This window comes from Endozoicomonas sp. 2B-B (genome assembly GCF_053470045.1).
In genome coordinates, this window is record NZ_JBLZMU010000001.1 from 1,253,470 (window position 1) to 1,277,500 (window position 24,031).

General features: G+C 48.9%; 28 protein-coding genes, 1 other RNA gene and 1 pseudogene. 16 read left to right on the forward strand and 14 right to left on the reverse strand.

What is annotated here, in order from left to right; all coding sequences use genetic code 11:
- Nucleotides 1–30: 30 nt before the first annotated feature.
- Nucleotides 31–408, reverse strand: coding sequence for an outer membrane protein assembly factor BamE (locus tag ACOMHB_RS05315; RefSeq protein WP_317143396.1), 378 nt, complete (start codon nt 406–408; stop codon nt 31–33).
- 102 nt (nt 409–510) lie between these two features.
- On the opposite strand from ACOMHB_RS05315, the gene fur reads away from it, so the two are divergent.
- The gene (fur, locus tag ACOMHB_RS05320) at nt 511–918 is read left to right on the forward strand and encodes a ferric iron uptake transcriptional regulator (protein WP_422137071.1); all 408 of its coding nucleotides are present in this window, start codon (nt 511–513) and stop codon (nt 916–918) included.
- Between the two features lie 138 nt (nt 919–1,056).
- Here fur and ACOMHB_RS05325 read toward each other — a convergent pair.
- Nucleotides 1,057–1,206 (reverse strand): annotated as a pseudogene (locus tag ACOMHB_RS05325) (transposase); the annotation flags it as partial.
- Nucleotides 1,207–1,566: 360 nt separating this feature from the next.
- Between ACOMHB_RS05325 and ACOMHB_RS05330 the strand changes: the two are divergent.
- A complete protein-coding gene (locus ACOMHB_RS05330; protein WP_448215769.1) occupies nt 1,567–2,343 on the forward strand; it encodes a hypothetical protein in 777 nt (258 codons plus the stop codon).
- A gap of 309 nt (nt 2,344–2,652) precedes the next feature.
- Here the strand turns inward: ACOMHB_RS05330 and ACOMHB_RS05335 are convergent, their stop codons facing one another.
- The 5 genes from ACOMHB_RS05335 to ACOMHB_RS05355 form a co-directional block, all read right to left on the reverse strand.
- Nucleotides 2,653–2,979, reverse strand: a complete 327-nt coding sequence (locus ACOMHB_RS05335; protein ID WP_448215770.1) for an HI0074 family nucleotidyltransferase substrate-binding subunit — start codon at nt 2,977–2,979, stop codon at nt 2,653–2,655.
- Nucleotides 2,980–2,997: 18 nt separating this feature from the next.
- Nucleotides 2,998–3,495, reverse strand: a complete 498-nt coding sequence (locus tag ACOMHB_RS05340) for a DUF29 domain-containing protein (protein ID WP_448215771.1) — start codon at nt 3,493–3,495, stop codon at nt 2,998–3,000.
- Between the two features lie 387 nt (nt 3,496–3,882).
- Nucleotides 3,883–4,061, reverse strand: a non-coding RNA gene (ssrS, locus tag ACOMHB_RS05345) — 6S RNA.
- A gap of 125 nt (nt 4,062–4,186) precedes the next feature.
- Complete coding sequence (locus ACOMHB_RS05350) at nt 4,187–4,486, reverse strand: cell division protein ZapA (RefSeq protein WP_422136950.1); 300 nt, start codon at nt 4,484–4,486, stop codon at nt 4,187–4,189.
- Nucleotides 4,486–4,812: a TIGR02449 family protein gene (locus ACOMHB_RS05355; RefSeq protein ID WP_422136951.1), complete on the reverse strand. Its 327-nt coding sequence runs from the start codon at nt 4,810–4,812 to the stop codon at nt 4,486–4,488. Before ACOMHB_RS05355 ends, ACOMHB_RS05350 begins: the two co-directional genes overlap by 1 nt.
- 108 nt (nt 4,813–4,920) lie before the next feature.
- Here ACOMHB_RS05355 and ACOMHB_RS05360 point away from each other — a divergent pair, with 108 nt between their 5' ends.
- The 6 genes from ACOMHB_RS05360 (at nt 4,921) to ACOMHB_RS05385 (ending at nt 10,673) form a co-directional block, all read left to right on the forward strand.
- Nucleotides 4,921–5,499: a UPF0149 family protein gene (locus tag ACOMHB_RS05360; protein ID WP_422412877.1), complete on the forward strand. Its 579-nt coding sequence runs from the start codon at nt 4,921–4,923 to the stop codon at nt 5,497–5,499.
- Between the two features lie 65 nt (nt 5,500–5,564).
- Entirely contained in the window at nt 5,565–6,800 is a 1,236-nt protein-coding gene (gene ubiH, locus ACOMHB_RS05365) for a 2-octaprenyl-6-methoxyphenyl hydroxylase (RefSeq protein WP_448215772.1), read from the forward strand.
- Between the two features lie 101 nt (nt 6,801–6,901).
- On the forward strand, nt 6,902–8,086 hold the full coding sequence (locus tag ACOMHB_RS05370) for an FAD-dependent monooxygenase (protein WP_448215773.1): 1,185 nt from the start codon (nt 6,902–6,904) through the stop codon (nt 8,084–8,086).
- Nucleotides 8,087–8,188: 102 nt separating this feature from the next.
- On the forward strand, nt 8,189–9,322 hold the full coding sequence (locus ACOMHB_RS05375) for a histidine phosphatase family protein (protein ID WP_448215774.1): 1,134 nt from the start codon (nt 8,189–8,191) through the stop codon (nt 9,320–9,322).
- 153 nt (nt 9,323–9,475) lie between these two features.
- Entirely contained in the window at nt 9,476–10,288 is an 813-nt protein-coding gene (locus ACOMHB_RS05380) for a hypothetical protein (RefSeq protein WP_422136956.1), read from the forward strand.
- Between the two features lie 163 nt (nt 10,289–10,451).
- Entirely contained in the window at nt 10,452–10,673 is a 222-nt protein-coding gene (locus tag ACOMHB_RS05385) for a DUF2835 family protein (protein WP_448215775.1), read from the forward strand.
- 34 nt (nt 10,674–10,707) lie between these two features.
- Here the strand turns inward: ACOMHB_RS05385 and ACOMHB_RS05390 are convergent, their stop codons facing one another.
- A complete protein-coding gene (locus ACOMHB_RS05390) occupies nt 10,708–11,604 on the reverse strand; it encodes a LysR family transcriptional regulator (RefSeq protein WP_448215776.1) in 897 nt (298 codons plus the stop codon).
- 120 nt (nt 11,605–11,724) lie between these two features.
- On the opposite strand from ACOMHB_RS05390, the gene ACOMHB_RS05395 reads away from it, so the two are divergent.
- On the forward strand, nt 11,725–12,327 hold the full coding sequence (locus ACOMHB_RS05395) for an FMN-dependent NADH-azoreductase (RefSeq protein ID WP_448215777.1): 603 nt from the start codon (nt 11,725–11,727) through the stop codon (nt 12,325–12,327).
- Nucleotide 12,328: 1 nt separating this feature from the next.
- Complete coding sequence (locus ACOMHB_RS05400) at nt 12,329–13,180, forward strand: pirin family protein (protein ID WP_448215778.1); 852 nt, start codon at nt 12,329–12,331, stop codon at nt 13,178–13,180.
- Between the two features lie 54 nt (nt 13,181–13,234).
- Here ACOMHB_RS05400 and ACOMHB_RS05405 read toward each other — a convergent pair whose 3' ends face one another.
- The 3 genes from ACOMHB_RS05405 to ACOMHB_RS05415 all read right to left on the reverse strand — a co-directional run bounded on the left by ACOMHB_RS05405 (nt 13,235) and on the right by ACOMHB_RS05415 (nt 15,844).
- Nucleotides 13,235–13,486 carry a YfhL family 4Fe-4S dicluster ferredoxin gene (locus ACOMHB_RS05405; protein ID WP_317143373.1) on the reverse strand — a complete coding sequence of 84 codons (252 nt, stop codon included), beginning with the start codon at nt 13,484–13,486 and terminating at the stop codon, nt 13,235–13,237.
- A gap of 61 nt (nt 13,487–13,547) precedes the next feature.
- Nucleotides 13,548–14,039, reverse strand: coding sequence for a pantetheine-phosphate adenylyltransferase (gene coaD, locus ACOMHB_RS05410; RefSeq protein ID WP_448215779.1), 492 nt, complete (start codon nt 14,037–14,039; stop codon nt 13,548–13,550).
- A gap of 323 nt (nt 14,040–14,362) precedes the next feature.
- Nucleotides 14,363–15,844: a coniferyl aldehyde dehydrogenase gene (locus ACOMHB_RS05415; RefSeq protein WP_448215780.1), complete on the reverse strand. Its 1,482-nt coding sequence runs from the start codon at nt 15,842–15,844 to the stop codon at nt 14,363–14,365.
- Between the two features lie 137 nt (nt 15,845–15,981).
- Here ACOMHB_RS05415 and ACOMHB_RS05420 point away from each other — a divergent pair, with 137 nt between their 5' ends.
- Nucleotides 15,982–16,641: a TetR/AcrR family transcriptional regulator gene (locus tag ACOMHB_RS05420; protein WP_448215781.1), complete on the forward strand. Its 660-nt coding sequence runs from the start codon at nt 15,982–15,984 to the stop codon at nt 16,639–16,641.
- A gap of 63 nt (nt 16,642–16,704) precedes the next feature.
- Here the strand turns inward: ACOMHB_RS05420 and ACOMHB_RS05425 are convergent, their stop codons facing one another.
- The 3 genes from ACOMHB_RS05425 to rsmD form a co-directional block, all read right to left on the reverse strand.
- Nucleotides 16,705–17,799 (reverse strand): malate dehydrogenase, encoded by a 1,095-nt coding sequence (locus ACOMHB_RS05425; RefSeq protein WP_422136963.1) that lies wholly within the window; start codon nt 17,797–17,799, stop codon nt 16,705–16,707.
- Nucleotides 17,800–18,067: 268 nt separating this feature from the next.
- On the reverse strand, nt 18,068–18,250 hold the full coding sequence (locus tag ACOMHB_RS05430; RefSeq protein ID WP_448215782.1) for a DUF1289 domain-containing protein: 183 nt from the start codon (nt 18,248–18,250) through the stop codon (nt 18,068–18,070).
- Nucleotides 18,251–18,265: 15 nt separating this feature from the next.
- The gene (gene rsmD / locus ACOMHB_RS05435; protein ID WP_448215783.1) at nt 18,266–18,862 is read right to left on the reverse strand and encodes a 16S rRNA (guanine(966)-N(2))-methyltransferase RsmD; all 597 of its coding nucleotides are present in this window, start codon (nt 18,860–18,862) and stop codon (nt 18,266–18,268) included.
- A 254-nt stretch (nt 18,863–19,116) separates the two neighbouring features.
- On the opposite strand from rsmD, the gene ftsY reads away from it, so the two are divergent.
- The 5 genes from ftsY (at nt 19,117) to ACOMHB_RS05460 (ending at nt 24,013) form a co-directional block, all read left to right on the forward strand.
- On the forward strand, nt 19,117–20,412 hold the full coding sequence (gene ftsY, locus ACOMHB_RS05440) for a signal recognition particle-docking protein FtsY (RefSeq protein ID WP_448215784.1): 1,296 nt from the start codon (nt 19,117–19,119) through the stop codon (nt 20,410–20,412).
- 32 nt (nt 20,413–20,444) lie between these two features.
- Nucleotides 20,445–21,113: a cell division ATP-binding protein FtsE gene (gene ftsE, locus ACOMHB_RS05445; RefSeq protein ID WP_422136967.1), complete on the forward strand. Its 669-nt coding sequence runs from the start codon at nt 20,445–20,447 to the stop codon at nt 21,111–21,113.
- A 2-nt stretch (nt 21,114–21,115) separates the two neighbouring features.
- Nucleotides 21,116–22,156, forward strand: coding sequence for a permease-like cell division protein FtsX (gene ftsX / locus ACOMHB_RS05450; RefSeq protein ID WP_448215785.1), 1,041 nt, complete (start codon nt 21,116–21,118; stop codon nt 22,154–22,156).
- 198 nt (nt 22,157–22,354) lie between these two features.
- The gene (rpoH, locus tag ACOMHB_RS05455; protein ID WP_448215786.1) at nt 22,355–23,221 is read left to right on the forward strand and encodes an RNA polymerase sigma factor RpoH; all 867 of its coding nucleotides are present in this window, start codon (nt 22,355–22,357) and stop codon (nt 23,219–23,221) included.
- Nucleotides 23,222–23,812: 591 nt separating this feature from the next.
- A complete protein-coding gene (locus ACOMHB_RS05460) occupies nt 23,813–24,013 on the forward strand; it encodes a hypothetical protein (RefSeq protein WP_448215787.1) in 201 nt (66 codons plus the stop codon).
- Nucleotides 24,014–24,031 lie beyond the last annotated feature (18 nt).

Genomic DNA, 24,031 nt, shown 5'->3' on the forward strand with positions numbered 1-24,031 from the left:
TGAGCTGCTCTTCCAGTCAACAAAGCGGTCTTAAGGTGTTTTACCAGCACCGGGACGAAAGTCTCCTTCAATAGAGGTAAGTTTGTCGTCCTTGAAGAAGATAGTCAGGGTTTGCTGGGTGCGCTGTTCGCCGCCAGGCTGAAGACTGGAAATATAATCCCAGCGGTCCCGGTTGAAGGCGTCTTCCATAAGAGGGGTGCCCATAACATACTGGACCTGGTTACGGGTCATTCCCGGACGAAGTTGATCGACCATTTCCTGGGTAATGACATTACCCTGCTGGATGTCGACCTTGTAAACACCGGGGAAGCTGATGAGTTTGGAGCCACTGTCTGTTGAACTGGCACACCCAGCCAGAAGAGCAGCGGCACTGAGAACAACGGTGGTCAGGGCTGGACGTTTTTGCATCGGTTTCAGACTTCCACTATCTTCTTCGAAAATGAATGTTCGGTTTAAAAGTGTGATAATAGCAGGGATTACCTGCTAAATGCTAAAGGTTAGGGAAACGTGTTGGAAAATCAAGAGTTGCGCAAAGCGGGTCTGAAGGTCACGCTGCCTCGTGTCAAAATCCTTCAGATTCTTGAAAGCTCTCAGGGCCTTCATATGAGTGCGGAGGATGTCTACAAGGCACTCCTCGGAGCAGAAGAAGATGTCGGTCTGGCTACCGTCTACCGGGTGCTGACCCAGTTTGAAGGGGCCGGTCTGGTGATCAGGCACAACTTTGACAGCGGGCACTCGGTGTTCGAGCTGGCCAGAGGTGAGCATCACGATCATATGGTCTGTATGGAAAGCGGTGAGATCATCGAGTTTATCGATGAAGATATTGAGCGTCGTCAAAAAGAGATTGCTGATAAGCACGGCTACGAGATTGTTGACCACAACCTGGTGCTGTACGTAAAGCCAAAACAAAAGTCCTGATTTATTCTGGAACACGTTTTCTTGGAAAGCCGGTCACAGTGGATCGGCTTTTTTTGTGAGTTGCGTTTCTTTCATTCAGCTGAATACCTTACCTACGCTTGAAAGAGTGCTCCCGCCGAGCTAGGCGGGAGGTGAATTTCATTCAGCTCCTTGGGGTTGATTCTGGTTCTCTATGTATTGTTTAATTACCTCCAGAGGGGCTCCGCCGCAGCTCCCAGCAAAGTACGATCTTGACCATAAAACCGGCTTTCGGTACGCACCTGCAATATCACAAAACTCCTGCCTTAAGAGGGTGTCGCAAAACTCTGGTTTCCATGCTTTCAGGCCCTGTGGGTCCCAGCTTGGCAACCCATACCTATCTCGCGCTGCAGAGTCCACTTTTCAGGGGAGGTATGCATTCCCACGCAGAGCGAGGGAACGAGTTGAAAAAGACCAGAGTCGAATGAGCGGAAAAATGAATGACACCAATTTCCTTATGACCCCGGCTGTTTCCAACAATTGTCAGTGTTGCTAACTGAGTTGTCATTATAGTCAGGGTGAATTTTCTATATCTTTTAAAAAATATTAACTGCCACGGAGGTAATTCGTATGAATATACAGGGATGTCCACTAGCAAATACCTTTCACATCAAGTCATGGAAAAATAGCATGGCTGATGAAACACTAATTAACGAAGCTGGTAAGTTTAGAGGTGAAAAAGTAACCTTTTACTCTGAGGAAGCAGAAAGAGCTTACACTGTTTATGTCCACGAAAGTAACGATAAAGGCAGATTTGTTAATGTCAATGTCACAGCCGAAACAGGTAGGAAAAATATTTTTAGCCGTATGGTTGGTGCAGTTGCTGACGCATTTAAACGGTTAGTTACACCGGGTATGAAATTTAATGAAACTCGTGCGCACCAAATTAAGAGTAAACTTGAAAATGATATTCTGAAACAGGCTATAAATGCTGCTACTAAACCTTATTACAATAAAAAGACTATCGAAGATGGATTCAGAGCCGCAACTCAGCTTAATAATAAATTGGGTGTTGATGATCTTGAAGATAGAACTCGTCTCAATCTGGCGAAAACCCTTTATCAAAATCACCACGACGCCTCTATGCTTCTTCAACTTCAAGATGAACTTGTTATCAGAATGAATAAGTTAGAACGAGAAGCTGCGAGCTTCTCAGCATCGGCCAGTTTTTGTCAGGGTCAAATGGTACTTAATAGTGTTGATGGTGCTTTAAATATGACTCATTTAGCTTTGACTGGAGACAATAGTGCAAGACAGCGCGTAGATGATGCCAGAGGCAGGATCCATTCTAACTTGTGGATGCAAAATCACTACAACCGTAAGCTGGTTAAAACGAACGAAACTATCAGGTCAGTTGGTGCACTGTTATCAGAAGTTAACAATGCTATTTCTCATAGAATATTTTAAATTATCGAATGAGCGTAAAACCCCGTACTTTGAGGACGGGGATGACCGTCTAGCCGAAGGAATCCCCGTCGTTCAGAGGGTGTCGCAAAACTCTGGTTCCCATGCTCCAGCGTGGGAACCCATACCCATCTCGCGCTGCAGAGTCCGCTTTTCAGGGGAGGTATGCATTCCCACGCAGAGCGTGGGAACGAGTTGTTAGAGTTTTGCGACACCCTCTTCACGGCGGGGAGGATGTCAAAAATGGGACTGAAGCATTGGGCAGACAGTGTCTGCACAATTGTCTCCGCAGTGCGGAGACAATTCATTGGGTCAGCGGCGAAAGTGGTTAGTCAGAAAAACATGCAAGGCCTTCATCGCCTGATAATGACCGGGTAAACGACGATATATTTCTAATGCCAGATCTTCTTTGTAGGTATGGGAAGTCAGGTTGTAGTCCTTCAACATACTCAGCCACGCTTTTTCGTCATCGAACCAGTGGGCGGCGTACGCCTGCTGCATACATTCTCTGGGCGTATTGGCAGTGATGCCTTCTTGTGCAAGGCATGCTTTCAGAGTTTTCCAACTCAGTTCAATGGAAAACTCGAATCGCTGAATTGAGGCATCAATCACCAGGGGTTGCGACTCTTCATACTGCAATTTATTGTTGGCTGGCTTTCAGGGGCTGTGTTTAGAAACCGGCCAAGATTTATCCATAACCTGCTCAAAACTCCAAGGGCAGACTTCAGGAAAACTGCTTTGATTGAGCCTTTGGTGATCATGGCGAGCGTATTCATTCATTTCATCAATGGCATCTTGCTTACCGATGGAATAAGCCTTAGCCAAAACACGATCTATCTGGGGTTTTAGATTAGAAGGCTTTTCAATCAACTGTCGAATTTTCGCCCTTGGGTTTCTAATGCTGGGCATCCAGGTATGTTTCACACATTCGTCCACCCATGGATCTTGTAATACTTTTTCCTGATAATCCCATTTTAATAAGTGAGTAATCAGGATCATCAGGTGTGACTCTAATGTATCCAGGTTTTGATTAATACCCAACTCTAACTCATCAATCAGGTTTTCAATATCCAATTGATCCAATTGACCTTGAATGAGGAGTTCCCGCTGTTGTTTTAACCACTGGTGATAGTCAGTGTGGTATAAACTTTCCATCGTTCTGCCTCGATTTGGGGACACCGTACTGTTTGAGGTTTGAGGATAGCAGTTGGTGAGGGGAGGGCAAGTTGTTGGCGGGGGTTCGGGGGTTGTGGGATCTGCGCGGAGATGCCTGACCACTGTGTCAGGATTGTTGGAGGTTTGGTGTTGGGCATATAGGTAACCGGTAATGCTGATGTCCGGAGGGGCTGCTGACTGCCTATAACAGGGGTCCGGTCGGACTGCTTGAGTTAATTAAAAGTAGATTACAGCAAAGTAAGAGGGGTTAGAATCGTGAAGGGGCTGTTCAGAAGCAGCCATTACCGGAGAAAAACGCGATCATGGTCGTGTAAAAACAGGGCGAGGGATTGCAACATATTAGACGGCAAGTACTAAATGATAGTAAGTCTCCCCAAGCTGCCGCTGTCACATAAGCCCGTCGCCGTTAAAGCAACGGTGGGGATTGCTGTGATGAATCGGGCTTTCCACTGCATGGTGGACCTGCGCTCCAGCATCATCGAGGAATCCCCGTTATGGTATTATCAGCCCGGGTCTTTAATGACTGGCAAACAGGCCAGGGAGACTTGACCGGAATTATATCGGTTATGCCGTGTAAGTCTGTAGGTTTTTTTTGCTATTGATCTTTTGACTGATAGCTCAATTGGTTTTTTGCCAACATTGAACCATCAGGCCAGAGCGGTCAGGGGTTTTAGCTTTCGATCAACATGAGCGCCTGATCCAGCTTACCAAGCATCTGTTTGATCTGTTCCTGAGCATCGGAATTGTCGGTCAGGCTTTGCTGCCTGCTCTGTAACAGTTCGTAACTGATGTTAAGTGCCGCCATGACTGCAATACGCTCTGCACCTATCACGCCACCCGCACGGATCTGCTTCATTTGTTCATTTAAGTGTCGGGCTGCCTGATGAAGATTGGTTTCTTCCTGTTTGGGGCAACTGACCAGGTATTCTTTGTCCAGGATATTGACGGTGGTAGTGGATGAACTGTCCATCAGGATTCATGCTCCAGAGTGCGCAAGCGGTTGATCATGGCCTCGACCTTGCTGCGCGCGACATCATTCTTCTCCATCAGCTGCGCGCGTTCTGCCTGCCAGGTTTGTTCCTTGGCGCGCAGTAGCCGGTTCTCTTTTTTCAGTTTCAGGCTGATGGCTACCAGGTCATCGATTTTCTGGTTCAGGGTTGTGAGTTCGTGGTCGTTCATAGGTTCCGGGACCGAGCTATTGGATCTACTATAGCGGCTGTCAGTAGACAGAACAATGCCTTTGCGATTTGCCCAACCGATAAATCTGGTACACTCACAGACCATCGGGTTTTTCATAAAGCCACTGGGATCCGGTTTCCTGCCGGTTTTTCAATCCACCCGGTTATTGATCGGTTGTTATGTGATCAACGGGCTCATTCCAGTAAGGCTTTCAGGGTAATTGTAATGACAAATAATGATGCGGCTCGTGACCTTGTCGCCTTTGATGAGCTGGCTGATCGTCTGGTTGAGTTGGGCGGTGAAAGTCATCCTTCTGAACTGCATGGCATTCTCTGTGGTACCTTTGCTGCAGGCAGTCAGCCCGGCGTGGAAGCCTGGTTCCGCCAGGTGTCCGGTTTACTGGATGATCAGGAGCTGGACAGCCGCTTTCAGGAACTCCTGATGCGCATGTATCAGGGAACCTTGCAAAAGCTTGATCAATCAGACTTTTCCATTGCTCTGCTTCTGCCAGATGACGATGAAGCCCTGGAGCAAAGAACCGAAGCACTGGGCTTTTGGTGTCAGGGGTTTCTGTTCGGTTTCGGCGAAGTGATTGGCGGTCAGTCTCTGAGTCAGGAAGTGGAAGGGGTTCTGGGAGATTTCTCGGAAATTGCCCAGATCCGGCCTGAAGCGGATGGCAGTGATGAGTCTGAACGTTTGTTCATAGACGTCAGTGAGTATGTTCGGATGAGTCTTTTAACCATTTTTTCTGAAGTGGCGTCTCAGGAAAAATCGACAAAGCGTAATACAAAAACCATTCACTGATAACCAAAAAGGCTACCGTTGTCCTCTTAAGTGATGAGTGTTTTCATGGTTGAAAGGAGAGAGAGATGACCGGGAAGTACGATGTCCTGATCATTGGTGGTGGGCTGGTGGGTGCCAGTCTGCTGTGTGCTCTGGCGTCTGCGATCGATGAACATGGGCTGAAGGTAGCGCTGGTTGAAACGCATTCTATTGACGAAGCGCGGGATACTTCCCCTGACGCTCTACCCAAGTCTCCACCGGGCTATGATGCCAGGGCCTCGGCACTCTCTTATGGCACTCGGCTGATCTATGGTGAACTTGGCATCTGGCCCGATCTTGATCCGTTTGCCATGCCTATTCTGGATATTCAGGTCTCTGACAGAGGGCATTTTGGTGCCACCCACCTTAATCATCAGAAAGAAAATGTACCTGCACTGGGGTATGTGGTTGAAAACCATCGGCTGGGTGAAGTGCTGCTCAAAAAGCTGAAAGCTTATCGCGATCAGGGGCAGGTAGACGTCCTGAGTCCGGCACAGGTTCAATCTTTACAGCCACTGCCTGACTCAGAAACGAAAGTGGTTATCAATCAAGGGGATGAATCTTTTGAGAAAATGGCGTCGCTTGTGGTCCTTGCCGATGGTGGTCGTTCCCGTTTGATGGCAAAACTGGGTATTTCACGCAAGCAGTATGACTACCGGCAGCATGCACTGATTGCTAACGTTTCCCTGAATAAGCCTCACAATGGCATAGCCTATGAACGCTTTGCCGGAAGGGGACCCATGGCTCTGCTTCCTCTCTCTGGAGATCGTTCAGCACTGGTCTGGACAGTGCCGTCTGATGAAATTGACGACAAAATGTCTATGGATGACGAGACTTTCCTGATCACTTTACAAGAAAAGTTTGGTTATCGTGCTGGTGAGTTTATCAAAGTTGGTGTGCGTGAAAGCTATCCCCTGGCTCTCAGTGTTGCCCGTGAGCAAGTCAGACCGGGTCTGGTTGTTCTGGGCAATGCGGCTCACGCTATGCATCCTGTCGCAGGCCAGGGTTATAACCTGGCCATCAGGGATACAATGGCTCTGGCCGGGAATATCGCTGAATCACTCAGACAGGGTATGGCCCCGGGCAATCTGTCCCGCTTGCTTCAGTACGTCGATGAGCAGAGAATCGATCAGAGGATGACTCTGGACTTCTGTGACGGTCTGGTGAAATTGTTTTCCCGACAGGAGCTGCCGGTGATTCTGGCCAGGAACCTGGGGTTAAGCTGTCTGGATATGAGCCGGGGATTAAAAGGTCGGTTTGCCAGAAAGGCGATGGGCTTTTAATTGCCAGAGCCATTAGCGGAAATACAGCCTTTAGCGGAAATACAGCCTTGAGCAGAAATAAAGCCTTGAGCTGAAAAAACAGTATCAGCAGGAGATCTCGGTTGAAATCATTTGATCTGGTGATTGCCGGTGGTGGCATGGTTGGGGTATCTCTGGCCCTGTCGCTGTCAAAAACAGACCTGAAAATAGCCCTGGTCGATCAACAGTCGCTTTCGGCTCAGGCATTCTCTCCTGACAGTCCCTATGCACCGAGAGTCAGTGCCCTGACCGAAGCTTCTTCCCGGTTATTCCAGCGACTGGGAGCCTGGGAAGCTATGACCTCACAGCGTGCAATGCCCTATCAGCATATGTATGTCTGGGACAGTGAAGGAACGGGTGAGATCACCTTTGATGCCAGGTCAGCAGGTTTTAAGACGCTTGGAAATATTGTTGAAAACGATGTGGTTCGCAATGCGCTGCTGGAGCAGTTGGCCAAGACGGGGGTTGAATGCTTCCCCAACCAGTCAACCATTGCCTATCAGCTGGGAGAGCCCCATCAGGTGCAGCTGGACAATGAAAAGATAGAAGCTCGTCTGTTGGTGGCCACCGATGGGGCCGAGTCGCGCCTGAGGAAACTTTCGGGTATTCCTTCCAGTCAGAAAGACTGTCTCCATCATGCTGTGGTCACCACCGTAGAAACAGAGCAATATCATCAGGATACCGCCTGGCAGATCTTTCTGGCTTCCGGGCCTCTGGCGTTTCTGCCCATGCCCAGCCGGGGAGAAAAACACTTCTGCTCCATCGTTTGGTCGCTGGTTCCCGATGGCGCCGACGAAGTCCAGTCCCTGGATGATGAGGCTTTTTGTCAGGCTGTAGAATGCGCTTTTGAATCCAGGCTCGGGAAGGTGCTTTCAGCCGATCCCCGTTTTCGCTTTCCTCTCAGGCAGCGACACGCCCGCCAATATCACCGGAATAGAATTGTGCTGGCAGGTGACGCAGCCCATACCATTCATCCTTTGGCGGGTCAGGGTGTGAACCTTGGGCTGCAGGATGTGGAGGTTCTCTCTGAAGAAATCAATCGTGCTATTGAACGTGGCGATGACTTTTCTGGCAGTCATATCCTGAATCGGTATGAGCGCAGAAGAATGGGCAGTAATTTGTTGATGATGAAGTCCATGGAGGGTTTACAGAACCTCTTTGCCGCTGACGATATCGGTCTTCGCTGGCTGAGGAATACCGGACTGAAGTGGGCGAATAGTCTGCCTTTTGCCAAAGATATGTTGATCAAACATGCACTGGGAGTCTGAAAGCTCGAAATTGTTTGTCTATCCAGACGCATTTTCTGAACAATTGTTACTTTTCTTTCTATGCTCTGTTGTCTGATTCTTTAATTAATCAGGAATAAAAGAATGAAAGAGTGTCTTCTGGTCTGGGGTATATTGTGTTTTTTAATGACGGCTCATGCTCAGTCAGAGCCTGACGACAATGACAATCACCGCGACTCTCATGACTTCATTGTCACACTGGTGCGCCATGGAGATCGAAGTCCAAGGTACCCTTTAAATCCCGAACTCTGGCCCATGGGGCCCGGTGAGATGACAGACACTGGCTTCAAGCAGTGTTATGAAGCGGGTAAGCATTTCAGGCAGACACAACTTCCGGCTGATTTTCCTTCCCGCTGGAATCCGGATCTCAGTTATCATCAGGCCCGTGGCCTGGACAGAACCATCCAGTGCGCCACCACCATGCTTCAGGCTATTTACCCCGACAGCCTCAAAACAGGCTCAGGCAATGAGTTTGCGGCTGTTCCACCGGTTTATGCTTACCCTCTGCAAGACGATTATTTTCTCGGATTTACTCAAGCCTGCACTGGCTACAAAGCCCTGATTGGCGATCTGCAAAAGAGTCCTCTGTGGCAAAAGAAGGCAGAAGAAATGGGGCTCGACAGGATCAGGCTCTGGGCCAAAGAGTCAGGGCACAAGCCAACACTCCACGCCATGATGAGCCTTGCCGACGCATTGCATATCAGAAAACTGCATAATCTTCCTCTGCCAGACTTTCTGACACCCCGGGATGAACAGCAGCTGGAGGACCTGATTGACTGGTTTATGCCTCAAATGAGCAAAGACAGGCGTATAGTCCAGCTGGCCAGCCAGTATCTTGTGAAGGCGATTGACCAGCGTTATCAGCAGTATCAGAGCTGTCTTGAAAGTGGCAAAACCACCTGTGAATACTTCTATCTGTTGTCTGTCAGTGACAGCAACATACTGACCCTGATGACGGCTCTGGGGAGCCCAGCAGAGTCTAATGTTCCCTATACCAGTATGTTAACCCTGCGCTTCTCGGCCTCAAACAGGACTGTTCAGGCTTCATTAAATGACGAGCCTCTGGTTCTGTCCTGTGGGAAAACCTGTTCTCTTGAGCAATGGGGCCAGTTGGTAGCTTCTGTGCAAAGCTCTGACTGGTCGGCATTGTGCCAGCTAAAAGAGCCTGAGGCTCATTCAACACCGGATATATCCACAGGGACTAAAAAAGAAAATTAACAATTTTTCTGAACTATATTTAACCAGCTCCGTCTAATGATATTAATAGGGCAGAACTTTGCCAGACCCCTGTCGGATTCAAATCATGGCAATCTTGATGGTCAATGATTTTTATGTTGGAAATTACAATTACCCCTCGGGAAGGAGAGTCGAATGCGTAGGTTAATGTTTGCAGGTATCGTACCTGTTGTTTTATTACTGTCACTGCTTCAGGGCTGTTCGGAGAAGCGGGATTGTCCGAAGGTGGCTCCTTCAACCGGTGAGCCTGCCCGTCCGGTTGCCGAAGAAGAAGCCTATGATTGCACCACTGTTGATACCACTGATGCGCTCAAGCAGACATGGTGTGAGGCACGTGGAGCTTTTGATCAGAGCCCAATGGCTGGTAATGTTGCCAACTTTGGCAATTATCTGAAAGGTTACCGTCAGGGTATCAACGATGCCCGTCGAGCGGAAACCAGTCAGGTCTCTCGAGAGGCTCTGGAAGGAAAGACTGAAAAGCCTGATGAAGCGGGCTACCGCGAAGGCTATCAGCGAGTGGTTGCAGAGCTGGGTGTTCTGGAATACAACTGCCGTGATGAAGATAAAGCCAGTGAATACAAAGATCGCTGGTGTGAGGCCGACGATGCCTATCGTTCTGCCAGTATCGGCAGCAGTGAAAACCCGTTTCTGAGAGAGCGCTTCATTGACGGTTATATGGCTGGTGGTCGTGTCGCTCTCACCGTTCCCACTTCCATGGAAGCCTTCTTCAGTGGCGAAAACCCTGAAGGCAAACAGTCTGCTATCTACAAGCAGGAAGGTGATGATGTTAAGCCTACCGAGCAGGCTTTTTATCGTGGCTTTGATGAAGGCTACAAAGCGATGATTGCCAGCATCAGGGATTCTATCAACCAAGTCATGCAGCAGATGCAGGTGCCCAACAACATGGAAATGCCTGAAGGTTTGATGGCGCCTCCGCCCAATCAGTAAACTCTGACTGTTAGAGTTGAGATAATAAGCCTGGTTATTTTTAATGACCGGGCTTGTTCGTGTGTGTGCTGATTTTGCTAAAATGATACAAGTCTCGTTACTGGTCACAGGCCCCCTGCGGCCGATATCATAATTTGCTTGAACATGCGGAATGGAGTCCAGAATGAATAAGGCTACCTTCTCTGTCAGTTTGAATTCAGAACAGGTCCTGCAGTATTACCAAGGCAAGAAAAACCGTGTCCAGGTCAGTACCCGGGAAGGTTTTAGCATGAGCATTCCTTACGATGTCCTTCTCAAGTTTGTCACTCGTGAAGGGGTTCATGGTACTTTTGAAATCTCCTACGGGTCCGATGGCAAACTGGGAGAGCTTCGAAAGATTGGCTGAGCCTCTTTTCTGATTTTTGTTTTGATCGGTCCCATCAATGTGCTGGCTTGTCTGTGTCAGCGCAGACTTCTTTCAAAATATTGGCCAAAGACTTTACGGCAGGGCCCGCATAATCCTGATCGGTATAAATCAGGTATATCTGGTGACGCCGAGAGCCGTGAGGCTGAAGATTTAATGGTTTCAGCATCCCAGAGGCCAGTTCCTGTTCTATGTGAGCGATTGGTAGCCAGGCAAACCCAAGCCCTTCGGAAATCATTCTTACGGATGTGCTAATATGGCTAACGGTCCAGCGTTCTGTCGCTTCCAGCCATCCGGCATCCACTCTCTTGACGCCCGAGTCTCTGATGACAATCTGGCGGTGCTGCTTGAGGTCATTCAGGCTCAGGGGGCTGTCTAGCTGATGCAACGGGTGGTCCTTGTGAGCGACAGCCTTGAAAGTCACTTTCATCAAAGGTTCTCCCATAAACCCCTGTGGTACCAGACCACTGATCACCAGGTCTCCCTGACCAGTAGCCATCATGTCTGTAGTACCTGAAAGTACCGTTTCCACGAGCTCAATATGGGTCTGCTGGCACTCGGAGGCCAGTCTTTTCAGACAGGTTGAGAGCAGCTGGGGCGGAAAGATGACATCAACACCCAGAATGATGCGACCTTCCCAACCCTGTGACAGGCTGTCAGCAACCTTCTCTATTGCATCAGACTCTTTCAGCAGGGATTGGGAGCGCCTGATCAGCACTTTTCCGGCTTCCGTTAATTCTGCTTTCCTGCCTTTGATGACCAGGACTTCAACATCCAGCTGCTGTTGCAATTTATTTACGGCATAGCTGACGGTGGACTGGCTTTTATGGAGGGCTTCTGCGGCTTGTGCAAAACCGCCATGTTCAACGACCGCATGGAGCATTCGCCATTGTTCAAGGGTGACTTTAGCCATGGTTTACGAACTTATAATCTAATAATTCGATATTTATAAGGGATATTTTGCGCTTTTTATTCGTAAAAATCGATATTAAATTAAGCTTAACCAAGGCAATTTAATGAACCGGAGATTAATATGAGTACTATCCTGCAAATCGATTCCAGTCTGTTTGGCTCAGAAGGACAGTCAGGGCAGTTGGCCAGACAGTTTGTGGAAAAATACACCCAGACCCGGACTGTGGATAAAGTGATCTATCGCGATCTGGGTTCAGAACCAATTCCTCACCTGACAGCAGAAAGCTTTAAGGGCTTCAGCCTGCCAGAGGAAGAGCGTAATGAACATCAGAAGAGCATAGCCAGCCTTTCAGATCGTTTGATCAATGAGTTGAATGAAGCCGATGTGCTGGTAATGGGACTGCCCCTGTACAATTTCACAATGCCATCAACCCTGAAGACATACTTTGATCATATTGCTCGCGCAGGCATCACTTTTCGCTACACCGAGCAGGGACCACAGGGGCTTTTGAAGGGCAAAAAAGCCTATATCCTGGCGGCCAGAGGGGGTGAGTATCAGGGAACACCTATGGATACACAAACGGCACTGATTAAGCACTTCCTTGGCTTTATCGGGATTACTGATGTTGAGTTCATCTATGCAGAAGGACTTGCCAAAGGTGGTGACGCAAGAGAAGTAGCGCTGGGTAAAGCTGCAGAAAGAATTGATCAACTGGTGGCATAAAGTGACGCAAGCAAGAAGTCTGCTGGAACTAGTGTCGGCCCGTCCGGCTTCAGACGGAGCCGGGGTGAAACTCAAGCGAGTGATGGGCTCTGGACAGCATAAGCTTATGGATCCTTTTTTGATGCTGGACGAAATCAGAACTGACGGTTCTGGCGATCTGGGTGCCGGATTTCCGGCTCATCCTCATCGAGGCATCGAGACGGTGTCGTATATGAAATTGGGGGGCTTAAGACATGAAGATCATCTGGGTAATCAGAGGTCTATTGAGTCAGGCGGTGTGCAGTGGATGAAGTCTGGCAAGGGGATTGTTCATTCAGAGATGCCCATTCTTGAAAATGATGAGCTGCATGGTTTCCAGATCTGGCTGAATATGCCCGCTGCCCGGAAAATGAGTGATCCGGAGTATCTTGATATCAGTGAGAATAATTTCCCTGTTCTGTCCTGTGAAGGCTGGTCAGCAAGGTTGCTGGTGGGTGAAGTAGAGCTGGATGGTCGGCAATTATCAGCTCCACTGAAGAGAGAGGTGACCGATGCGCTGTTGTTGGACGTATCGCTGAAACAAGACAGCACTATCAAGCTGCCTCTAAGTCACAAAAAACTGATGGTCTATGTCTATGAAGGCGAGGTAAAACTGCAGACGGACACCGATCAACTCATCAGCCAATCAGAATTGGCGGTTTTCGCAGAAGGTGACGAGCTGGTAGTGAGTGCAGAACGGCAGGCTGACTTTCTGATACTGGCCGGTAAACCCTTGAATGAGCCTGTTGTGCAATATGGACCTTTTGTCATGAACAGCCGTGAAGAAGTGATGCAGGCTGTTCGGGAGTATCAGAGAGGGGAGTTTTTGAGTTAGGAGTCTGTTTGCAGGCAGACTCCAGTGGAACATGAGCAATGAAAAAGACCGCGATCAGGCGGCCGCCGTAATAATCAAATACTTTTCCATAAGCTCATCCTGTGACTCGACATTATTCGGGTCTTTGGGGATGCAGTCGACCGGGCAAACCTGCTGGCATTGCGGCTCATCGTAGTGACCAACACATTCGGTGCAGAGGTCAGGGTCTATCTCGTAAATCTCTTCCCCGGGAGAGATCGCACTGTTCGGGCACTCAGGCTCGCAGACATCGCAGTTAATGCAGTCATCAGTAATGATCAGGGACATGATGTAATCTCCAGTTCCGCACGAGTGTTTCAGCTCAAGCCGCCAGGTTCGTGGCGCTCTATCAGCTTTTGACGTCTGGACCAAATTTGTCTTTCAGGGCTTCCTGAACGCAGGGGGAGACAAACTTGTCGATATCTCCACCCAGTGAGGCTATCTCCCGTACCAGCGTAGAAGAAATATAAGAATACTGCTCAGCAGGTGTCAGAAACAGGCTTTCAACACTGGGTGCCAGAATCCGGTTCATGTTGGCCATCTGAAATTCATATTCGAAGTCGGATACGGCTCTCAGACCACGCAGAATCACAGTGGCCTTCTGTTCTTCCAGAAAGTGAGCCAGCAGAGAGCTGAAACCTGTTACCGAAACATTATTAAGGTGAGCTGTCACTTCTTCTGCCAGCTCAACACGTTTGGCCAGATCAAACAGAGGCTTCTTTTTAGGGCTTTCTGCTACCGCTATGACCACGTTATCAAAAATTCTTGCCGCCCGTTCTACCAGGTCCAGATGGCCTTTGGTGATAGGGTCAAAAGTGCCAGGGTAGATTACTTTGCTCATTGAAAATGCATTTCCTGCTGATGTCCCGGGAAGCCTTTGAGTCAGGTTGACCCCGACCTGCCAGGATCAATATTCCGAAAACTCCATGACTTCACAGATGCCTGTAGTGAAAGACTGTGCGTCCTGATCTGCCCGTTTCTACTGAAAATGGTTAAAGCAGAGTTCTTCAATCTAAAGATAACGAAGGCCGAATGGTATCGAAATCAATCGAAGGTGACAAACAACCTGACTAAAAACAGGGTAACTGGATGATAGATAGTTGCTTTCAGAACTTCTTTGAATAAAGATTCCGGACTATCGAATGACAGTCCGGATCCGAATGATCAGGAGCCTGACAGGAATTTGATCATCTTCTTCTTCAGCCAGGTATTATAGGGGGGGAATACAAATCGGACACTGTTGAAACGTCCTTTGCTAAAGACCGATTTTGCCTTGGACAACGCCTGAAAGCCCTCTTTTCCGTGATAATGGCCCATACCGGAAGCACCCACTCCACCAAAAGGTATATCATCGATAGCAACATGGAAAAGGGTTTCATTCAGGCAGACACCTCCTGAGTGGGTGTGAGTGAGAACTTTGTCCTGAGTCTGTTTGTTTTCACCAAAATAATAAAGCGCCAGTGGACGGGGACGGTTATTGACGAACTGAATGGCGTCATCAATGTTGTCGACCTCAATGATGGGCAGCAGTGGACCAAAAATTTCTTCCTGCATGACGCTCATATCTTCCGTAGCATTCAGAATCAGGTGCGGAGGTAAACGACGGGAACCATCGGTAATTTCCTCATTATTTCCCACCCGGATTTCAGCTCCTTTATTTTTGGCATCCTCAATATGGCTGAGTAACCTCTGGTGTTGTCTCTCGTTGATAATGGCAGTGTAATGCTGACTGTCATTCACTGACGGATGCATACTGCTAAATGCCTTCAGGTAGGCTTCCACAAAGTCTTCCTTGCGTTGTTTCTTGACCAGTATGTAATCAGGGGCAACGCAGGTTTGTCCGGCATTCATTGATTTCCCGTAGCAGACACGCTCGGCTACTTCCTGTATAGGGAAGTCGTCGTCAATGATCACCGGAGATTTTCCGCCGAGTTCAAGGGTTACAGGGGTGAGGTTTTTGGCAGCAGCCGTCATTACATGCCTGCCGACCTGAGTGGATCCGGTAAAGACAATATGGTCGAACGGCAGAGCGGTGAAAGCGGCTGCCACTTCAGCTTCACCATTGACGACAGTGACCAGGTCAGCAGGAAAGATATCCGCAATCATCTCGGCAAAGAGTCTGGAGGTAGCCGGTGCGAACTCGGACATCTTGATCATAGCCCGGTTTCCGGCAGCCAGAGCTGTTGCCAGAGGCCCTATGGCCAGAAAGAGAGGGTAGTTCCAGGGAACAACAATACCGACAACGCCCAGAGGCTGATACACCACTTTTGCCGAAGCCGGCTGCATAGTGATTGATACATGTCGTTTACTGGGCTTCATCCATTTAGCCAGATTCTTGCTGCAGTAATCGATGGTAGAGAGGGATGGCATAAACTCGGCCAACAGAGTCTCGGTTTCGGCACGGCCCTCGAAATCTCTGTTAATGGCATCTACCAGAGCCTTTTGGTGTTTTTTCAAACCTTTTTTCAGTGTTTTAAGCCATTCCCTGCGTTGCTGGAGAGAGGGGTTTGGCTGAGTTCGAAAAGCTTGTTGCTGGGCCTCCAGAGATGATTTCATCCTTGCGATCTGGCTGGAAGATGGATCACTGGCGGTGATTTGCTCCGATGAGCCAGTCTCTGTAGGCTGGTCAATTTCACTAAGGCTCATGATACAGGTCTCCTTCAGCCGATCTGGTTTACATGTTTTTCACTAAGAATCTGGCTGGTTAGTGGGTTTTTGATTGTTTAGAGTAATTACTCTAAACTGAAATTTAGCGATTTGCTGACAGGATTTCAAGGGTATTTATGGCAGTTAAAACTCGTGATCGTATTTTGGACAAAGCTCTCGAGCTTTTTAACGACCGGGGCGAAAGGGCGGTAACGACCAACCATATTGCCGCAGACCTGAGGATTTCTCCCGGAAATCTCTATTACCATTTCAGGAATAAAGATGAGATTATCCTCGCACTTTTTCAACGTCTGATAGACAACATTGCCGCCAGTATGGTTATTCCGGAAGACCCTCCGCTGAACTTTCAGGATAAGCGAAGCTATTTGGAATTGGCTCTGGCCGGTATGTGGGAGTTCCGTTTTATCTACCGTGATGTTCATGGGGTTATGAGCAGGAGCAGCGAGCTCCGTTCTGCCTATCAACAGTTTGCAAGGCTCTCTCTGGAGGTACTGGAAAAAATTATTGCAGGGCTTGTGTTGTCAGGCTTTATGGCAGTGCCAAAGCATGAAGTGGAAGCATTGGCGTTGAACCACTTCATGGTGCTCAGCAGTTGGCAGGAGCTGGTCAGTGCGGCGTTTCTTGAAGAAGACGAATTGTTGCCAAAAAAACTATACCGAAGAGCTTTTTATCAGATTTTGCTTATGGACCGGCCTTATGTCAGTGAAGTGGCCAGAGACTCCTTTGCCGAACTGGAAGCAGAGTATTTTGTGCCTATGAGGGGGCTGAATGAATGAGTTAAGAGGCAGCAGAAAAAAAGAAAAAAGGAGCTGATAGACTCAGCTCCTGCAGGAGGCGGATCAGCAGATGCGATCCGCTTTGTAGTAAACGTCAGCCTTGTCGAGACCATTGTCGTAAGCGGTCTGGCCAGTACGCTCAGACTTTCTCAGATTTTCACGGGACTCAACGGTTTCAGCTGGCAGCAGGTGATCGACAGCCGCTTTCTCGCTCAGCAGTTCTTCTTCGGTCTTCTTCATCATGCTTTGACCGTATTCGTTGATCTCCAGGCCCTGAACGATCTGGTAGCTACCGAATTCGCAGATACATGGGAAAGAGTAATAAATGCCTTTGGCTACGCCGTAGCTGCCGTCGGAGATAATTCCCATGCTGACAATTTCGCCATTGCTGCCCAGAGCCCAGTCACGCATGTGGTCAAGGGCGGCCTGCGCGGCAGAGGCAGCGGAAGAGAGACCACGCCATTCAATGATCTCGGCACCACGCTTCTGGATGCGAGGTGTAAAATCTTCTTTGTACCATTTCTCGTCAATCTTGCTGATGGCAGACTCTTCGCCCAGAACAGTAGCGTGATGAACGTCAGGGTACATGGTTGGAGAGTGGTTACCCCAAACGCAAACACCGTCAATGTCAGACGGGTTAACGCCCAGTTTGTTACCCAGGATGCCTTTGGCACGGTTGTGGTCCAGGCGGGTCATAGCGCAGAACTGGGAAGGGTCCAGATTCGGGGCATTGCGGGACAGAATCAGGCAGTTGGTGTTAGCCGGGTTACCTACCACCAGGGCTTTAACGTCGCGATTCGCCACTTCGTTCAGTGCTTTACCCTGCTCGGCGAAGATAACGGCGTTAGCTTCCAGAAGATCGGCACGCTCCATGCCTTTGCTACGTGGACGTGCACCCACCAGCATGGCGTAATGAACACCACGGAATCCATCGAACGGATTATCGTGCAGGCTGATGCCGTGTACCAGTGGGAAAGCGCAGTCTTCAAGTTCCATGGCCACGCCACGCAGCTTGTCCATAGCCTGAGGAATCTCAACCAGCTGCAGAATCACCGGCTGATCCGCGCCCAGCATTTCACCAGCAGCAATTTTAAACAGTAGGGAGTAACTGATGTTACCGGCTGCACCTGTGACTGCGATACGGACGGGTTGTTTCATTTGACCACTCCTTAGAGTTCTCGTCTGAAAAGAGAGTGTTAGAAGAATCTCGGCGGTGTGAAGGTTACCTAGAACGATAGGTTAAGTCCACTACCATGTGAGTGATGTTGTTTTCGAATGGTAGGGTTTGTATCGATTGTTCAGCTGCTTTTGGTTTATAGCGAATGGTGGCTGTGATGGTCAGGGTGAGTGGCTCAATTCAGCGACAGAGTCTCTGGCAGAAGCATTGGGATAAAATCTTGATTAAAAGCGACATAAGTCGCTTTTATCAGGGGTGGTGATTTTGAGCTTCGGAGCGTTTTTGAGCATTGAAAACAATCTCTTTCTGTTCATCCTGGTTGGCCCGGCTCCATTGGGCAATTTCTGCCCGGCTTCGAAAACAGCCGGTACAAACCTGATCTTCGTTAAGTGCGCATTGGCGAATGCAGGGAGACTCTACTTTACTCATCATTTTTGTAGCTTAAACTCACTCGACACTTAACAGGTAGTAACTTAGCTGACCTGCGTTTTTGGTTTTCGTAATGGTCCAGTTTGAAGGTACGGGCAGAGGAGATAGTTCTCTTTCTACCTCAATGTAAATAAGGGTGTTGCTGTGAATGTATCCATTTTTATCAAGCAGACGACATGTCTCTTTCAGTAATCCCTGTCTGAATGGAGGGTCCAGAAAGATCAGGTCGAATGTCTTGTCTGCCACTTGCTGTAGCCATATCAGACTGTCGGTGCGAATGACTCTGGCATTTTCTGCCTGAAGGGCTTTCAGATTTTTGCTAAGGAGTGAGGCCGCCTCGGCAGCTGCCTCAAGCAGGGTGGCTTCCCTGGCGCCACGAGAGAGAGACTCAAGGGATAGAGCGCCAGTTCCACTGAAACAATCAAGAACACTGGCACCCGGAACACAGGGCGCCAGCCAGTTAAACAGGGTTTCTCTCACACGATCTGAGGTGGGGCGCAAGCCCGGAAGATCAGCGACAGGCAGCTTGCGGCTGCGCCACTGCCCGCCAATGATTCTTAATTGTCCGCCACCTTTATTATTAAGGCCATGCCTGAAGGCTGCTCTTCGCGCCATTGATCACTCCGGTTGATGGCATTGAGGCAGCGATTGTACATCAGTTGCCGAATGAGATAACCATGGTTTCTGAGGAGATACCCTTACCTTGCTGGAACTATTTTAATTTTAAAAAGCTTCATTCGTTCATGGCTGTAAGATAGGATACACAGTTCCGGAAGGCTGTCAGGCATTTTAATTGCTCTTGATTAGCTTCCTGAGACCCACCTGCTTTAATACGGTGACCCTTTTAATCCATTCTGATGAAGTAGTTTATGTTCGGTTCTCGCAAAAGTGATGAGAAAACGGCGAAGCGACGTTTTTGGCCCTGGGGACGCAAAGAAGAGAAACAGAGCGAGCCTGCCCCGGTTATAGATGAGAGTCCGAAAACTGAGCCGACAGCAGCCCTCCACGAGACAATTGTTCGGGCAGAAGTCGAAAAGGCAATTGTAGAGTCAGCAGAAGAGATCGTTTCTATCGAACCTGTTCAGGCTGAGCCTGTGCATGAGCACCCGCTTGAAGTGGCTGAGGAAGCCCCCCGGGAGCAGACATTCCCAACGGCAGAAGCCATAAAAGCTCCGCAAGCTGAAAGTACTTTTACTCCACCTGTGGTTGCAGAAAGGGACGAGCCTCAGGACGAGAAGAAGGGCTTCTTTGCTCGCATGAAGCGCGGTCTTGGCAAGACTCGCAGCGCCTTTGTTGATGGTGTTGCGGAAATCTTTGTTGGTAAAAAAGAAATCGACGAAGATCTGCTGGAAGAGCTGGAAACACAACTTCTGATATCGGATGTAGGCGTTGAAGCCACGACGGAAATTATCGAGAAACTGACCAAAAAAGTGAAATACCGTGAGCTGGGTGACGCCGACGCGCTGATCTCTGCGATGAAGGTTGAACTTAAGGAAATTCTCAAGCCTGCTGACCAGCCTTTGGTTATTGATGAGCAGAAAACGCCCTTTGTTATTCTCGTTGTGGGCGTTAATGGCGTCGGCAAGACGACAACGATCGGTAAAGTAGCACGCAAGCTTCAGGCTGAAGGTCGTAAAGTGATGCTGGCTGCTGGTGATACTTTCCGGGCCGCTGCTGTGGAACAGCTGCAGGTCTGGGGTGAACGAAACGATATCCCCGTGATTGCCCAACATACAGGTGCTGATAGTGCCTCTGTGCTCTATGATGCTTTTGAAGCAGCCAAAGCTCGTGGGGTAGATGTCTTGATTGCCGACACAGCCGGTCGCCTGCACAACAAAGATAACCTGATGGACGAGCTGCGCAAAGTTAAGCGGGTTTTGGGTAAGCTGGATGCTTCAGCTCCCCACGAAGTGCTGCTGGTTCTGGATGCAGGCACAGGGCAGAATGCGCTCAATCAGGCCAAAATATTCCACGAAGCGGTGAACCTGACGGGTATGGCGCTCACCAAGCTCGATGGAACTGCCAAGGGTGGAGTTGTTTTTGCCCTGTCCAAACAGATGCAGCTACCGCTCCGTTTCCTGGGGGTGGGTGAGCAGATAGACGACCTGAGGCCTTTCTCTGCCGATGAGTTTGTAGAAGCTCTGTTCGATCCGGTTGAGCCTTAAACCATGAAAAAAGAGTAGCAGGGAAGTCCTGAATGATACGCTTTGACAATGTCACCAAGCGTTATCCCGGAGGGCATGTGGGGCTGGAACAGACCAGCTTTCATCTGCATCGGGGTGAAATTGCTTTTCTTACCGGCCATTCTGGAGCCGGTAAGAGTACTCTGCTGAAACTCATCATGCTGATGGAGCAACCAACCACCGGTAGCATATGGGTAGGAGGACACGAGACCAGCAAGCTGGGGCGTGGCCAGATTCCTTATTTTCGCAGAAATATAGGCCTGGTTTTTCAGGATCATCAGCTGCTCTTTGATCGATCTGTGTTTGATAACGTTGCCTTACCTCTGATCATTGCCGGGTACACTTACCATGAATGTGCGGGGCGGGTCAGGGCTGCCCTGGATATGGTGGGGCTTCTGAAAAAAGAGAAAATGAATCCGGCTCAGCTTTCCGGCGGTCAGCAGCAGCGTGTGGGTTTGGCTCGTGCGGTTGTTAACCGGCCTCCTCTGATACTGGCCGACGAGCCAACCGGTAATCTCGACCCTAATCTGTCCGCTGAAATCATGCAGCTGTTTGAAAACTTTAACCAGGTAGGCGTTACGGTTCTGGTTGCCAGTCATGATCTGGCACTGGTAGCCCGTATGCGCCACCGCATTTTGACTCTGGATCAAGGGCATCTGGTTAACGATCAGGAGGTGCATTAGGCGTGTTTCCAAGAAAAAGTGTCAGAAACGAAGACGGTAGTCGGAAAAAACAGCCCGAGACTGGGACGCCTAAAGACAATGATGCTGAAAGAGGGGCGGCCAGAAAAAAGGCAACAGGCTTCTCAATGGCTTACCTGAAAAGCCTGCACCGACAGGTGGCAGGTGATTCATTAGTTCGTATCTTCAAGACACCTTTTGCTTCCTTTCTGAACTGTCTGATGATTGCGGTGGCTTTTGCGCTACCTGCGATTCTTGTACTTTTGTCCAACAATCTGCAGTTATTGGGTCATGACTGGGAAGGTCAGCCCAGAATTTCTCTCTATCTTGAAAACAAGCTGGGGCGTGACCAGATCAATCGCCTCAGGGTTGAAGCCAGAGATGATCCGGACATTGAGCAGTTCCTTTATATCAGTCCGGATGAAGGGCTGAATAAATTTCAGGAGAGGGCCCAGATGAAAGGGGTTATTGATGCCCTGGGCTTCAATCCTCTGCCGGGGGTTCTGGAGCTTACACCCCGGGAAGGGTTAAATTCTGAGCATCTCAGTGAACTAATGAAAAAATATCAGGTCAAAGAAGGAGTAATGGAAGCTCGGCTGGATCAGGAATGGATTGAGCGACTTCAGTCTATGACGCAATTGTTGGAGCGTTTTACCGTCATACTATCAGTGCTTCTCGGGATTATTGTACTGCTGACGATAGGTAATACTGTACGTCTCAGCGTTGAGAGTCGCAGGGCTGAAATCAAAGTGATCAAGCTGGTGGGTGGAACCGATGGCTTTGTCACATTGCCATTCCTTTACATGGGAGTGTGGTATGGGCTGGGAGGTGCTTTGTTGGCTCTGCTGATTATACTTGCTGTGCTTGCTGGTTTGATGTCAGGAGTTTTGGAGCTCGCTGCATTGTATGGCAGCAGCTTTACGCCGTTAGGGCCCGGCTTTGCGATGTTTTTTTCATTATTGGTCTCGGGTGTTTTCCTGGGAGTGGCAGGTGCAGCAATGAGCTGCTATCGTCATGTACGGACAATAGAAGTGCAGCCTTGGTAGAGGGTTTGGCAAGAATTGGCGAGTTTAGCCTTTTCCTTGTAGTTTTTTTATCGTAAAAGAGCGTAAAGTTGCTCAGGTCAGTAGGCTCGATTTTTGTTATTATTCAATTGAAAGCCAGTCTGTTGTCTTTGTTACGGTATGTGTATTTGGAGTTTGAACTAAGTCGAGTGCTAATTTGGCACTCAACCGGAGTGGATTATGGGAACCAGTATACAGCCAGTTGATATCTTAGTCCCGGGGCAAAATATTGATGCCTACGTTACGGGAGTCAGTGCTATTGCTGTGTTGTCTGCTGAGCAGGAAAAGAGTCTGGCAGAGCGGCTCTACTACAAGAACGATCTGGAAGCTGCCCGTCAGCTGGTTATGTCTCACCTGCGTTTTGTGGTTCATATAGCCAGGAGCTATAGTGGGTACGGACTTCCTCTGGCTGACCTGATCCAGGAAGGGAATGTAGGCTTGATGAAAGCCGTAAAACGGTTCAACCCGGAAGTGGGTGTTCGTCTGGTCTCTTTTGCAGTGCATTGGGTGAAGGCCGAAATCCATGAGTTTATCCTGAAGAACTGGCGTATTGTAAAGGTGGCGACCACCAAGGCACAGCGCAAGTTGTTTTTTAATCTTCGCAGCTCCAAAAAACACCTTTCCTGGCTCAGTAATGATGAAGTTAAGGCTGTTGCCAATGACCTGGGTGTTGAGGCCAAAGTGGTTCGTGAAATGGAAGGTCGAATGGCTGGTCACGACACAGCCTTCGATGGTTATTCGGACGACAGCGACGAGAACAGCACCTCCGTAGCGCCTGCCCACTATCTGGAAGACCAGAGAGCGGATCCGGCGAGAATTTTGGAAGACTCGGATTGGTCCGACTCTTCAGTGAACCTGCTGAGAAATGCTCTGGCAACACTCGATGAGCGCAGTCGGGATATTCTTCAGAGGCGATGGCTTAATGAGGATAAAGCAACTCTTCATGAGCTGGCAGAACACTATGGCGTATCAGCTGAGCGAATCAGACAGCTGGAAAAAAATGCGATGAAGAAGGTTAAAGGTTCGATGGAGGCTCGGTCTGGCTAGACAGGCACTTGTTATTTCGCAGACACCCGCACTTGATTGCGGGTGTTTTCGTTTTGGGGTGAATAAACATAGAGCAGGGGCTTGTTATCCATAGTTCCTTGATAAAGCCCCTTGAATAATAAGAGGGCGTAACAATTCAGGATGAAGCGATGATTGAACATTCAGGAACGCCTTCTCCCAGTCGGGGGCCCTCTAAAAGTCCTAAAAAAGTAGCTCAGCCAAAGACTGTCCGGCTTTTTTGTTATCATAACGAAACCTGACGACTTAAAGGCAAAAGCCGGAAGTCTGCAGGCCAAAAGGAAAGAGCTGTAATTAAGAAACGAAGCTCTGGCCTCTGATTCAATGCGTTCACTGGCCAAGGCGTGAGAAAAAGTCCTTTCTCGCCGAGCTGATGGCCCTGTTAAATTATGGGTACAGGCACGCATCAAGGGGAACTGATTAGTTCGGTCATATCCAAAAGTGCATCGGGCTGTCTTGTAAGGCCTAACCCTTTATTAATATTTCAGGAAACGCTTTTTCCGGACTTTGACCTGTCTGAGAGTGATAAATACACTGTGGCACAAAGAGAGTTGTGGCCGCTTCAGGAAGAGATTGAAATCTCTGAGAAAAAAAGCATTAAGAAAGGTATTTCTGGAAAGACGTATTAAAGAGTTGATCCATGAGAAGGAGTCCAGAGGACGCTCATTGGTTCATATCGAAAGAATGGATGTTAAAGCCAGCTCCAAAATCGTTAAAGCACTAAAAGTGCGTTTTAAACAACCTTTGAAGTTTGATCTGTTTAATGAAGAATGAAGTGGGCTTTCAGTCGCT